Source organism: Lentzea sp. NBRC 102530 (assembly GCF_030269365.1).
Classification (GTDB): Bacteria; Actinomycetota; Actinomycetes; order Mycobacteriales; family Pseudonocardiaceae; genus Lentzea.
Genome location: NZ_BSTF01000009.1, coordinates 44,803 through 57,930, shown reverse-complemented (window position 1 = coordinate 57,930; position 13,128 = coordinate 44,803). Strand labels below are relative to the sequence as shown.

At 71.9% G+C, this 13,128-nt stretch carries 8 protein-coding genes; 5 read left to right on the top strand and 3 right to left on the bottom strand.

Translation table 11 applies throughout. The features are described 5' to 3' along the window. Positions 1-3: 3 nt before the first annotated feature. A complete protein-coding gene (locus QSK25_RS24020; RefSeq protein ID WP_285641437.1) occupies positions 4-708 on the bottom strand; it encodes a hypothetical protein in 705 nt (234 codons plus the stop codon). A 38-nt stretch (positions 709-746) separates the two neighbouring features. Continuing rightward, the gene (locus QSK25_RS24015) at positions 747-1,376 is read right to left on the bottom strand and encodes a nucleoside/nucleotide kinase family protein (RefSeq protein ID WP_285641436.1); all 630 of its coding nucleotides are present in this window, start codon (positions 1,374-1,376) and stop codon (positions 747-749) included. A 309-nt stretch (positions 1,377-1,685) separates the two neighbouring features. Here QSK25_RS24015 and lysA point away from each other — a divergent pair, with 309 nt between their 5' ends. After that, positions 1,686-2,996, top strand: a complete 1,311-nt coding sequence (gene lysA / locus QSK25_RS24010) for a diaminopimelate decarboxylase (RefSeq protein ID WP_285641434.1) — start codon at positions 1,686-1,688, stop codon at positions 2,994-2,996. Here lysA and QSK25_RS24005 read toward each other — a convergent pair. Further along, on the bottom strand, positions 2,976-4,397 hold the full coding sequence (locus QSK25_RS24005; protein ID WP_285641432.1) for an FAD-dependent monooxygenase: 1,422 nt from the start codon (positions 4,395-4,397) through the stop codon (positions 2,976-2,978). The genes lysA and QSK25_RS24005 overlap by 21 nt on opposite strands. A gap of 103 nt (positions 4,398-4,500) precedes the next feature. On the opposite strand from QSK25_RS24005, the gene QSK25_RS24000 reads away from it, so the two are divergent. Genes QSK25_RS24000 through QSK25_RS23985 form a run of 4 tightly spaced genes read left to right on the top strand, consistent with a single transcriptional unit; the run spans position 4,501 to position 13,128 of the window. Continuing rightward, entirely contained in the window at positions 4,501-5,781 is a 1,281-nt protein-coding gene (locus QSK25_RS24000; RefSeq protein ID WP_285641431.1) for an SWIM zinc finger family protein, read from the top strand. Then, complete coding sequence (locus QSK25_RS23995; protein WP_285641430.1) at positions 5,778-8,195, top strand: DUF7824 domain-containing protein; 2,418 nt, start codon at positions 5,778-5,780, stop codon at positions 8,193-8,195. Before QSK25_RS24000 ends, QSK25_RS23995 begins: the two co-directional genes overlap by 4 nt. Further along, a complete protein-coding gene (locus tag QSK25_RS23990) occupies positions 8,192-10,663 on the top strand; it encodes a DUF7825 domain-containing protein (protein WP_285641427.1) in 2,472 nt (823 codons plus the stop codon). Before QSK25_RS23995 ends, QSK25_RS23990 begins: the two co-directional genes overlap by 4 nt. Continuing rightward, positions 10,660-13,128, top strand: coding sequence for a DUF6493 family protein (locus QSK25_RS23985; RefSeq protein WP_285641426.1), 2,469 nt, complete (start codon positions 10,660-10,662; stop codon positions 13,126-13,128). The genes QSK25_RS23990 and QSK25_RS23985 overlap by 4 nt, the downstream gene beginning before the upstream one ends.

The following is a 13,128-nucleotide window of genomic DNA, read 5'->3' as shown; positions in this document are numbered from 1 at the left end:
ATATCACGCGGGTCGCGCCTCCGGGATCGCCTTCGCCACATCGGTTTCCGATGCGACGGCGGCGAGCCGCGCGCTCATCGTGCCGCCCTCCGGGGTGCCCGCGGGTGACGGGATCTTGCCCAGCAGGTACCCGGCGTGGCTCACCGCGAGCAGCACCAGCAACGCGTCGGAGAACACCGGCATCCCCGCGATGCCGGCGGGGTCGTCCACGGCCTTGAACGCCGAGACCGCCTGCGCGACGTAGAGCAGCACCAGCAGCACGGTGATCACGAAGTTCTGGAACTTGGTGAGGTCGACGGACCTGCCCGCCGACGCGCCCTCCTCGACGGTCAGCATCTCCCAGAACCGGCCGGTCTCCTGGCCGAGCGGGTAGGCGGCCACCGAGTCGGGCCTGCTCGTGCTCTTCGCGACCTTGATCGCGGCGGCCACCACGCCGGACCCGAGCGAGACGCCGAGCAGCCACAGGGCCTGCTGCGGGATCACGAACCCGGCGACGTCGACCTGCCCCGCCGCGAACCTGCCGTACGCCATGCCGCTGATCAGCGAGAGCAGCACGACCGTCCACACCATCACCTGCACGCGCGACAGGCTGTAGCGGCCGCGCGCGTCCCGCAGCACGTTCTGCGTGCCGAGACGGCTGGGGACCACCACCGCGAGCAGCACGATGACGAGAGCGGAGACGATCCAAGCCCAGAACGTGGTCGCCATGACGGCCTCCTCGTTACGCCGTTCGGACGCTGTGGCTCTTACGTCGTCGCGAGTCGACCTGGCGTTATCACGCTAGGTAACGTTTTGGGGGTGTTGTGGTCGAGCACGAGGCTCGCCCGCTTCCGCGGTTCGCACGTGGCGAAGTAGAGGCGCTGCCCCTCGACGTACCGGCGGTTGCGCGGGTCGTCCGGATCGGGAGGGCTCCCGTCGCGCCCGGCCATCCGCCCCACGGACACGGCGAACTCCACGTCCAGGAAGATCGAGTAGTCCCAGTGGTGCACGACCTCGTCGCGGTGCAGGAAGATCCCGTCCACCAGCAGGAGCGCGTCCGGTGCCTCTTCGAACGGCGCCTCCACGTACTCGTCGGACGCCAGGTCGTGGCTCGCCCGCTGGAACGGCCGCCCCTGTGCGAACGGCACCAGCAGTCGCGCCGTGAACCGCTCGTAGTCGAAGCTGTCCAGGAAGAACCCCTCAGGCGACGTCCGCCCGCGTCGCCACCGGATCGCCTGCGGATGGTGGAAGTCGTCCACCGACGCCCGCACCACCTCACGGCCGCGCGCCCGCAGCACGCGGGCCAGCGCGTCGCAGTACGTCGTCTTGCCCGCCCCGTCTACGCCGTCGACCGCGACCAGGCCCCGTTGCGGCAACAGATCAGCTACTTCGTCCACCTCCGCACGATGCCACAGAGTGGACGAGCGGGGCGTGAGAGCGACTCCTCGTCCAAGCCGGTCCCACCGAGGCACGCCGTCGTCAGCCGGGGCCGCCACCGGGGCCCGGCAGACCGGAAGAGGGTTCCCGCAGACATCGCGAAGGTCTCCGTGGAGGCACCGCGCACGCCGATGGGCTGTCGCGAGCACTGGAAACCACTGTGGCACCCGCCACCGGCGCCGTCAGGATCGCGTCAAAGCGGAGCCCGCCCGTGTCAGGGTCCCGTCCGGGACCTGGGCACGGGAGGGCGCCGGGCGTGTGCTGAACGCATGACACTCGCCGAGTTGTTGCCCAGCATCGGATGCTCCACCGAACCGGTGCTGGAAGAGGGTCTCTGGCCGGACGGCACCAGTCTGAACGGTCAGGACCTCGTCATCGGTGGACTCCCGGCCACGCAGCTCGCGGCCCGCTTCGGCACCCCGTGCCAGATCCTCGACGAGACGACCGTCCGCGCCAGGGCCCGCGCATTCACCACCGCGCTGCCGGACGCCGAGGTCGTGTTCGCGGGCAAGTCGTTGCCCTGCCCCGAGGTCTACCGGTGGATGCACCAGGAGGGCCTGTCTCTCGACGTCTCCTCGGCGGGGGAACTCGCGCTGGCCCGCAAGGCGGGCTTCGCGCCGAGCCGGATCATCATGCACGGCAACGTGAAGACGGCCGAGGACCTGAAGGCCGCACTGGAGCACGGGGTCAGCCGGATCGTCGTCGACTCGCTGGACGAGATCGCCCAGCTCGGCGCGCTGGCCACGCACGGCCAGGAGGTCGTGGTCCGGGTGACGCCCGGCGTCGACGCGCACACCCACGCCAAGATCGCGACCGGCGTCGAGGACCAGAAGTTCGGTTTCTCGCTGGCGTCCGGCGCCGCGCTGGAGGCGATCCTCAAGGTCGTCGAACAGCCTTCGCTCCGGCTCGTCGGCCTGCACTGCCACATCGGCTCGCAGGTCCGGCACGTGGCCAGCTACGAGGAGGCCGTGCGCCGGATGGTCGGCCTGATCGCCTCCTGCGGCACCCGGATCGAGCAGCTCGACCTCGGCGGCGGCTTCTGCGCGCCGTACCTGCCCGGCGAGACCGGCTTCGACCTCGCCGGGTTCGCGCACCGGATCATCGGCGCCCTCAACTACGAGTGCGCCGTGCACCGCGTGCCACCGCCGCGGCTGCTCGTCGAGCCCGGCCGGTCGATCGTCGCGAACGCCGGTGTGACGCTCTACCGGGTGTGCGCGGTGAAGCGCTCGACCAGGACGTTCGTGGCCGTCGACGGCGGCATGAGCGACAACCCGCGCCCCGCCCTGTACGGCGCGAAGTACGCGGTCCGGTTGATCGGCCGCGGCGGCAGGCCCGCGCCGGTGACGGTGGTCGGCAGGCACTGCGAGGCGGGGGACGTGCTCGCCGAGAACGTCCTGCTCCCGCACGACGTCCACGCCGGCGACCTGCTCGCCGTCCCCGTCACCGGCGCCTACCACCACGCCCTGGCCTCCAACTACAACCAGGTGTGCCGCCCGCCCGTCGTCGCGGTCCACGACGGCACGGCCCGCCCGATCGTGCGCCGCGAGACCGAGGAGGACCTACTGCGCCGCTACCTCTGACGGGCCGAACCAGCGGGCGAGACACGCCTCCAGCGGACCGTCGCCGGCCCACGCGACGTAGCCGTCCGGCCGCAGCAGCACCGGAGCGTCCACAGTGGAATCCGTGACGACGTCGACCCGGTCCGCCCAACCGCTGACGGTCAGCTGCCCGCTCGGATCGAGCAACGTCCCGCGGCCGAGCCGCAGCCGGTCGTACAACGTGCCCTCGGACAGCGCGACGTCCGGCATCCGGCGCCCGACCAGGTCCGCGGCGGAGCCGAAGTCGTACCGGATCCCGATCGCGGTGATCTTCTCGATCAGGAACCGGTTCGCCGCGTCGAGGTCCATGAGTTCGGTGAGCAGCCTGCGCACCGCCCGCGCGCCCGGTTCGGAGGACGCCAGCAGCACCTGGGCCCGCGTGTTGGTCAGGACGTCCTCGGCGACCGGCCGCCGTTCGGTCTCGTAGGTGTCGAGCAACGCCTCGGACCCCCAGCCCGCGAGCAGCCCGGCGAGCTTCCAGCCGAGGTTGACCGCGTCCTGCACGCCGAGGTTGAGGCCCTGGCCACCGGCGGGCGGGTGGATGTGCGCCGCGTCGCCCGCGAGCAGCACCCGGCCGTCCCGGTAGCGTTCGGCGAGCCGGGTCGCGTCCCCGAACCGCGACAGCCAGCGCGGTGAGTGCACGCCGAAGTCCGTGCCCGCGATCGCCCGCAACGCCTGCTTGAAGTCGTCCACGGTGGCCTCGCGGTTCTCGCTGACCCCGACGGCCGGCACGATCACGCGACACGTCTCGCCGAACGGGCTCACGCTGAACCACGGCATCGTCGCGCGGATCTCGGCGGTGCGGGTGGCGACCTCCTCGTGCGGCACCCCGACTTCCAGCTCACCCATCAACGTGTCGTTGCGCGAGGGCTCGCCGACGAACCCGACACCGAGCGCTTTCCGGACCGTGCTGCGCGCCCCGTCGCACCCGACGAGGTACCGCGACCGCACCGAGGAACCGTCCGACAGTTCCACGGTGACGGAGTCGCCTTGGGCGAACCCGACCACCGCGCACCCGCGCCGCACCTCCGCCCCGAGCGAGACGGCGTGTTGTTCGAGCACGCCGTCCACCACGGGCTGCGGCATCCCCAGCTGGTAGGCCGAGTCGAGGCCGGGAGGCGCGGGCGTGGGGATCGCGGCGAACACCCCGCCGACCGGGCGCCGCCGGCCCAGGGCGAGCAACCGGGGGAGCAGCCCGCGCATCGCCATCAGCTCCAGGCTGCGCACGTGCAGGCTCACCACCCGCACCAGCGACGGTGGGGGAGCGGTCTCGCGTTCCACGACGAGCACCCGCACGTCGTGCAGTCGAAGTTCGGCGGCGAGCACGGCACCGGTCGGCCCGCACCCCGCGATGATCACGTCGAAATCCACGGGTTCAGTCATCGGCCGCGAAGTGTGATCCTGCCCGGCGAGGCCCGCAACCGACATTCCGCCCGGGTTGATCAAACGGGCTCTCGCTCGAACACCTGTTCTCTAGAGTGGCGCAATGCACTCGTACGCGTACGTGGCCGACTCCCGGCTGGACGAGCAGCGCCGCGCTCTGGGCCTGCAGACCTCCGGCGGCAGGGCACCGAACCCGCGGTTCTTCACCGGGTTCCTCGGCGACTCGCAGCAGGCCGCCACGGCGTTGCTCGCCATCGCGAAGGTCGCGGGCACCCGGTACTTCCAGCCGACGAACGAACGCCTGCGCGATCCGGTCGTGACGTGCAACGGCGACCGGCTGCGGTTCGAGTCGTTCTCCGGCTGCTGCGGGGTGTACGCGCGCCTGGACGTCCTCGGTGACGCCCTCGACGGCGAGGTCCACGACCGCGGTACCACGAACGTCGACGTCAACGAGCCGCTGCGGCGCGCGCTCGCCCGCGTCACCAAGGGCGACCCGCTGCACCTCACCGTCGGCCCCGACCAGGTCGAGGTCGGCACGCTCGACGGCGCGGTGGTGGAGAAGAAGGTGCCGCTGCCGCCGCGCTGGCTGCGCGGGTTCGCCGAGACCCAGGTGCTGACGTCGAAGTTCGACCTGCGCGCCGAGCTCTCGCCGATGGACGCGCAGAGGTTCCTCAAGACGTTGCCGAAGAGCCGGGCCGCGGTGTGGGTGGTGCCGTCCGGGAAGTCGTTGCGGCTCAGCGGAACCGCGTCCGCGAACGCCGTGTGCCTCGCGGGCCCGAACCGGCTGGAGACGCTGATCCCGTTGCTGCGCTTCGCGAAGGCCGTCCGGCTCTACGGTCCGCCCGCCGCCGGCTTACCGGTCGCGAGCGGCTGGGAGGTCGACCTCGGTTCGCAACGCCTGACGCTGGTGCTGTCGCCCGAGGTGACCCGCGGTCTGTCCGGGGAGGGCGCCGTCCTCGACGGCCTGGCCGCCGGGGACAGCGACACCGACGCCGAACTCATCGGCGCCCTGCTCGACTTCGAGCCCCGCGTGGACATCGCGGATCTCGCGGACCGATCGGGGCTCACCCCGGCGCGGGTCAGGGACGCGCTCGCCCAGCTCGGCACGTCCGGGCGGGTCGGCTACGACCTCGCCGAGGCCTCGTACTTCCACCGCGAACTCCCGTACGGCGGCGTCGACGTCCAGGCCATGAACCCCAGGCTGCGCAACGCGAAGGCGCTCGTCGAGCAGAACGCCGTCAGCTGGGACGGCGACACCGCCGTCGTCGGTGCGTACCGCGTCAACGGCGACGCCTGCACCTGCCAGTGGTGGGCCGAGTACCGCGGCGGCCGCGGCAAGTGCAAGCACGTGCTGGCCGCGGACATGGTCAGGGGCAGGGCGTGAGCTTCGCGCAGATCCAGGCGCTGATCGAGTCCGAAGACCCGCGCGCACTCGGTGACGCGTTGATCGCCCTGAGCGCCGACGAACGCAAGGCGTACGCCAAGGACCTGGTGGCGTACGAGAAGGAACATCGCCGGGGCGACCGCCGCTGGGACGACGGCGAGCAGCTCTCGATCGCCGGCGCGGGCCTGCTGCCCAACGCCTCCGCGCTCGCGCCGTGGCTGCTCCGCTACCCGATTTTCCTGCACCACGACTTCGAGTCCGATGCCCGTGTCCTCACGCTGATCGAGGTGCTGCGGCAGCGCGCCCTGTCGTGGATGCCGGACCTGATCGCCAGGCTGACGGTCAAGATCCCGTCGCGCGAGCGGTGGCGGCAGGACCTCTCGCGCCTGATCGTGGAGTTCTGCGGCGACGAACCACCGCGGACCGACGGCTTCCTGCTGCACCTCATGGACTTCGGCGTGCCGCAGTGGAAGTCCGCCTACGACCCGTTGCTCCCGCGGATGCTGGAGGCGGTGGGCGCGGGAGTGGTGCTCGGAGTCGAGCGGCGCGGGTGGGTCGAGTTCCTGGTGCGCCAGACCGATCGGCAGGCCGTGCTCGACGTGTGCCTCGCCCGGTTGCAGCAGGGCGGCACGGCGGGCGAGATGGACGGTTTCCTCGGCCTGCACGCGGCGTTGAAGGTCACGCAGGACGAGACTCTCGCTCACGCGCGGGACTACCTCGCGATGCTGCCGGACTCGCGGTCGACGGTCGCCGGACTCGCGCAGGAGCGGCTGAGGTCCCTGGACGAGGCCGGGAACCTCGACTTCGACCTGCTGCTCGACGCGAGCCGCTGGGTCTTCGGACGCACCGAGAAGAAGCTCGTCCGCGCGCAGCTCACGTGGCTCGGCAAGCACGCCGAGGCTCGCCCGGACGAGGTGGTGCTGACGCTCGCGGAGCTGTTCGCACACGAATCCGCTGATCTTCGCGGCCAGGCCGTGAAGCTGATCGTCAAGCACCTCGGGAACGCGAGCGACGAGACGCAGGCGTCGGTGCGTGCGCTGGCCGAGCAGTTGCCGGACGACCTGGCCCGCGAACTCGGGGTCAGCGCCGAACAGGACTCCGGAGCCGAGCTGGTGGCGTTCGAGTCCCGGCCGTTCCCCGCGCTGATCGCCACCCTGGACGAGCTGACCGGCGAGCTGATGGCCGCGGTCGGCCGTGATCGCCTGGAACCGTCCACAGCGGAGCGGATCGTCGAGGCGATCGTCCGCTTCGCCTGGCAGGACCGGGAAGCGCTCGCCGCCGCCCTCCAGCCGGTGTTCGACAAGCACGCCTGGCTCGGCTACCGCGAGCAGCACCCCGGCTGGAACGACGACGGTGCGTGCAACCCGCGGTCGGAGTTCTTCGAGATCGTCCTGGCCGCGCGGGCCAAGCCGAAGAAGCTCAAGAAGCCGGTGAGCGAGACCATCGACCTCGCCCGCAACTGGCGCACCACGCAGGAGGGCAACGGCGAGATCGCCGACCGGCTCGCCCGGCGGTTGCACGAGATCGCCAAGGGACTCGTGCACCTGCCGAAGCCCGCACTCGTGTCGACGCCGACCGAGGCGTCCGGCCTGATCGACCCGGCCGTGCTGAAGGAGAGGCTCGCCCGCGCGGAGGCCGAGGGCTGGCAGCCGTGGCCGCGCGACCTCCGGCAAGCCCTCGAACGGCTGCCGTCGTTCGAGTCCGAGGCCGTGATCGCACTGGCCGAGCGGACGTTCGCCTACGAGGGCTACGACATCAAGGACACCGGCCTGTACGCGACGGTCACGCCGGGCCTGGAGGAGCCGGAGAACCAGCTGCGGCACTGGGACGAGAGCGGCCCGATGATGGAGTGGTGGCCGTCGCTCCTGCCGACGCGGCCCGACGTCGTGGCCGCCCACCTCGTGCCGCACCTGCGGGCGCGCACGGGCACGAAGGGTGGCGACGGCCCGCTGCTGCCGATGCTCGCCGAGTCCCACGGCCCCGCGGGTCCGGCGACGCACCTCGCCCTGACGTACGGCCTGGGTGCCGAGCTGACGCTCAACCGCGCGTACGCGGTGGACGCGATCCTGCTCCTCGCCGCCCGCGACCAACTCGACGGAGCGTTGCTCGGTGACCTCGCCGGTCAGGTGCTGGAACGCGGGGACGTCGTGCTGAACCGCGTGCTGCCCGGCCTGCGCGACGCGGCCCGTTCCGGTGCGGCACCGCAGGTCTGGGCCGCGCTGACGGCGATGCTGCCGCGGCTCTGGGCCCACAACAGGGTGGCCGACGTCCTTGAACTGGCCGTCGAACTCGCCCAGCGGCTCAAGCCCGGTGGTGACGTCGAGGGGCTCGCGGACGTGGCCGCGCGCAAGGGATCGAGCAAGGCCGTCGTGCAGGCGAAGCGACTCGTGAGTGCTTTGGGAGTGAAGGCGTGACGTTCGACCGGATTCAGGCGCTGATCGAGTCCGACCAGCTGCTGGCGCTCGGCGAGGTGCTCAAGACCCTCACTCCCGAGGAGCGCAAGGAGTGCGCGAAGGACCTGATCGCGTTCGAGAAGCAGCACCGCGCGGGCCGGCAGAACTGGCGGCACCACCCGGCGTTGCACGTCGCGGGCTGCGGGTTGCTGCCCACCGCGTCCACGATGGCACCGTGGCTCGTGCGGTACCAGGTCTGGTGGAACCGGATGAGGGACGACAACGGCATCACCGTGGCGCTGGACGTGCTGCGGCACCGCGACCTCGCCTGGATGCCGGACCTGGTGACGCGGATCGCCGCCCGGATGCCCGGTCCCGCCCGGACGCGGCGGCCCGACCTGCTGTGGCTCGTGCTGGAGTTCTGCGGTGACACCCCGCCGGACGCCGACGGGTTCCTGTTGCACTTCCTGGAGTTCGGCGGCCACACGCGCTGGCGCCCGGCGTTCGACGCGCTGATCCCGCGGCTGCTGGAGGTCGCCGGCAGTGGAGCGATCTTCGCGACCGTCCCGCAGTGGCGGGCGTTCCTGCGCGACCGGGCCGACCGCGCCGTCCTGCTCGACGGTTGCCTCGCCCGGCTCCAGCAGGGCGGCGCGGCCAGGGAGATGGACGGGTTCCTGGCTCTACACGAGGTCGTCCAGGTGACGCTGGACGAGGTGGCCGAGCATGCCAGGGACCACGTCGCGATGCTGCCCGACTCGCGGTCGACCGTCGCCACCCTCGCCCAGGCGCAGCTCAAGCTCCTGGACGAGGCCGGACGGCTCGACTTCGAGCTGCTGGCCGACGCGAGCCGCTGGGTGTTCGGGCGCACCGAGAAGAAGCTGATCCGCACCCAGCTCACGTGGCTCGGCAAGCACGTCAAGTCCACTCCGGACGGTGTGGCGCTCGCGGCGGCCGAACTGTTCGCGCACTCCTCGGACGACCTGCGCGGCCAGGCGGTCAAGCTGGTCGCCCGGTGCGAACCGAAGATCGGTGACGCCACCCGCAGCGAGCTGCGCTCCCTCGCCGAGCAGCTGCCGTCCGACCTCGCGGCCCAGCTCGGCGTCGAGACGGTCGCCGACGAGGTCTCCGCGCTCGCCCCGCACACCGCCGGGCCGTGGCCCGATCCGATCGCGACGCTCGACGAGCTGACCGGCGAGGTGGGGTCGTTGTTCGGGCGCAACACCCCGCACCTCGACCCGGTGCTCGTCGAGCGGATCATCGAGGCCGTGGTCCGGTTCACCTGGCAGGACCGGGAAGCGGTGGTGCGGGCGCTCGACCCGTTCCTGGAGAGGCACTCCTGGATCCGCAACCGCCTCGACCTGCAGCCGTACCTCGATCGCCCGTCGCCCGACTGCCGGTCGATGTTCTTCGCGATCTTCGCGGCCGTGTCCGCGCCCGAGGAGTTCGATCGCGCGGCGGTGCTCGGGCGGACCGGTCCGGAGAGCCCCGGCAGGCACCTCGCGAAGAGGTTGCGCGAGATCGGCACGGGACTCGTCCGGTCGCCGCGCCCGGCGCTGGTGTCGACGCCGACCGACCTGTCCTGGCGGATCGACCCGGCGACGTTGCTCGAACGCCTCGCGAAGGCCGAGGAGGAGGGCTGGGAACCGTGGCCGGGCGACCTCCGGCAGGCGTGCCGCCGGCTTCCTCGCGGCACCGGTCCCGAGCACTTCGCGTCGCTGGGCGGGACCACGGGCGTCTGGTTGCGCGAGTGGCTCGCCGAGACGTCCGACCCGGTCGCCGAACTGGTGCACCGCACCCGCGCCAGGCCGTACGGCCACATCGCCGCGCCCCGCCAGGAGAAGCGGGTGCTGGTGACGCTCGCGCCGGCGCTGACCGAACCGGAGCTGTTCTGGTACGGCTACAGCGAATGGGAGGTCATGCTCTCCTGCTGGCCCGCGGTCCTGCCGGGACAACGGGAAGTCGTCGCAGCCCACCTCGTGCCGCACCTCGCGACCCGCACCGGGTCGAAGGGCGACGACGGACCCGTGCTGCCCTCGCTCGCCGGGACCGACGGCCCGATCGGCGTCGCCACGCACCTCGCGCTCGCGTACGGACTGGGCGCCGAGGCGACGGTCGGCCGCGCGTACGCCGTGGACGCGTTGCTGGTCCTCGCGGCGCGCGACCACCTCGACGGCAAGGCGTTCGGCGAGGTCGTGGGCATGCTGGCGGCCCAGGGCGGCATCGCGTTGAACCGGGTCGTCCCGTGCCTGCGCGACGCCGCTCGTTCCGGTGCGGCACACCAGGTCTGGGACGCACTGGTCGCCATGCTGCCGCAGCTGTGGACGCACAACCGGGTCGCGGACGCCGTCGAACTGGCCGTCGAACTCGCCCAGCGGCTCAAGCCCGCCGGTACCGTCGGGGGACTGGCGGAGGTCGCTGCGCGCAAGGGATCGAGCAAGATCGTCGTGCAGGCCAGGCGGCTGGCCGAGGCACTGGGGGAGAAGGCGTGAGTTTCGACAGGATCCGGGTTTTGATCGAGGCGCACGAGTTCGTGCCGCTCGGGGAGGCGCTGAACGCCCTCACTCCCGCCGAACGCAAGGCTCTGGTCCCCGACCTGCTGGCGTTCGAGAAGGCGGAACGCGCGAGCGACATCCCGTGGAAGCACCGCGAACACCTGGCGATCGCGGGCGCCGGCCTGCTGCAGAGCGCCGCGACGCTCGCGCCGTGGCTGCTGCGGCACGCGATCTGGTCGCACCACGACAGCCCGGAGGACGCGACCACCACCCTGCTCAGCGTGCTGCGACACCGCGAACTCCCGTGGCTGCCCGACCTGACCACCCGGCTCGCCGCCAAGATGCCCGCCCGCGAGCCCTCCCGGCCTGACCTGATGCGCCTGGTCGTGGAGTTCTGCGGGGACACCCCGCCCGACTCGGACGGTTTCCTGCTGCACTTCCTCGCCTGCAGCGGTCACCGGTACTGGCGTCCGGGTTTCGAGGTCCTGTTCCCCCGCCTGCTGGAGGCGCCCGGCGCGGGCGCGTACTTCGGCGACGCGCGGCCGGTGCAGGCGTTCCTGGTCGCGACGGCGGACCGCGGTCTGCTCGTCGACAGGTGCCTGGCGAACCTGCAGGCGGGCGGCCCGAAGAACGAGGTGACCGGGCTGCTCGAACTGCACCGCGCCCTCGGCGTCACGGTCGAGGAGGCCACCGCGCACGCGCGTGACTACGTGGCGATGCTGCCCGACTCGCGCTCGACCGTCGCCACGGCCGCGCAGGACCAGCTCAAACGCGTGGACGACGCGGGCAAGCTCGACTTCGGCCTGCTGACCGAGGCGAGCCGCTGGGTGTTCGGCCGCACCGAGAAGAAGCTCGTCCGCGCCCAGCTCGCGTGGCTCGCCAACCACGCCAAGGCCCACCCGGACGAGGTGGCGCTGACCGCCGCCGACCTCTTCACGCACGCGTCGGACGACCTGCGCGGCCAGGCCGTGAAGCTCGTCGCGGGGATCCAGGTCGGCGACGAGACCCGCGCCGAACTCCTCACCCTCGCCGAGCAGTTGCCCGCCGACCTCGCCCAGCGGTTCGGCGTCCAGGCGGTGGCGGAGGAAGCGGTCGCGCTGGCCGAGTTCACGCCCACGCCGTGGCCCGAGCCCATCGCCACCCTGGACGAACTCGCCCGCGAGGCCAGGGCGTTGTTCAGCCGCAACGCGGGCGACCCCGACGCCGTCACCACCGAGCGGATCATCGAGGCCGTCGTCCGCTTCTCCTGGCAGGACAGGGACGCGGTCGCCCAGGCGTTCGCCCCGATCTACGAGAAGTACCCCTACACCTGCCGCAGTCATGTCTACGAGACCAACCCCGCCCGCAGCCGCGGCGACTGCTGGGCGGTGCTCGTCTCGATCATCGGCGCTCCGGCCCAGCCGCTGACCCCGATCAGCGAGGCCGAGGCGAGTGCGACGAGGTTCGCACCCGCCGAACCGGGCACCGCGCTCACCCTGCTGCTCTCCGCACGGATGCACGAGATCGCGAAGGGCCTGGTCAAGTCCCCGCGCCCGGCCTTGGTGTCGACGCCGACCACGACGTCCGGACTCCTCGACGTGGCCACGTTGCTCGAACGGCTCGCCAAAGCCGAGGCGGAGAACTGGGAACCGTGGCCGGACGACCTCCACCAGGCCTGCCACCGCCTGCCCCGCGACGCCCGTCCCGAGGACTTCGCCTCACTCACGAGCGAGTCCGGCAGCCTCCTCCGGGCGTGGCTGGGTGACCGGACCGACCCGATCGCCGAGGTCGTCGAGCGCACCCGCGAGACCGAGCACCTCTACGTCACCGAGCAGACCCTGGAGTGGAAGCTCCTCGTGACGCTCACCCCCGGGCTGTCCGACCCAGAGCGCTATTGGCGCGTCCACAGCAACGACGGCGCGATGCTCACTTCCTGGCCCGCCGCACTCCCCACCCAGCGCGAGACCGTCGCCGCCTACCTGGTGCCGCTCCTCGCGAACGGCAGGGAGGAGGGCGACTTCGGCCGGGTGCTGCCCGCGCTGGCCGAGACCGACGGACCGGCGGGCGTCGCCACCCACCTCGCCCTCGCCTACGGCCTGGGCGCCGCCGAGACCGCGGGCCGAGCCCACGCCGTGGACGCGTTGCTGATCCTCGCCGCCCGCGACCACCTCGACGGCGCACTGCTCGGCGACCACCTCGGCCGTCTCCTGGAACGCGGCGAACTGGCGATGAACCGCCTGGCCCCTGGCCTGCGCGACGCGGCCCGTTCCGGTGCCGCGCAGCAGATCTGGGACGCACTCGCCGTCGCGCTCCCGAAGTCGTTCTCCCACAACAGGGTCGCGGACCTGATCGAGCTCGCCGTCGAACTGGCGCAGCGCGTCGAGGCGTCCGGCGACATCGCGGGACTCGCCGAGGTGGCCGCCCGCAAGGGGTCCGGCAAGGCGGTCGTCCAGGCGAAGAGGCTCCTGGCGACGCTAGGCTGA

Bases quoted from the DNA above. Each gene is read 5' to 3' on its own strand.
- QSK25_RS24000 (WP_285641431.1), top strand. From the start codon at position 4,501: ATGCACTCGTACGCGTACGTGGCCGACTCCCGGCTGGACGAGCAGCGC.
- QSK25_RS24020 (WP_285641437.1), bottom strand. From the start codon at position 708: ATGGCGACCACGTTCTGGGCTTGGATCGTCTCCGCTCTCGTCATCGTG.
- QSK25_RS24005 (WP_285641432.1), bottom strand. From the start codon at position 4,397: ATGACTGAACCCGTGGATTTCGACGTGATCATCGCGGGGTGCGGGCCG.
- lysA (WP_285641434.1), top strand. From the start codon at position 1,686: ATGACACTCGCCGAGTTGTTGCCCAGCATCGGATGCTCCACCGAACCG.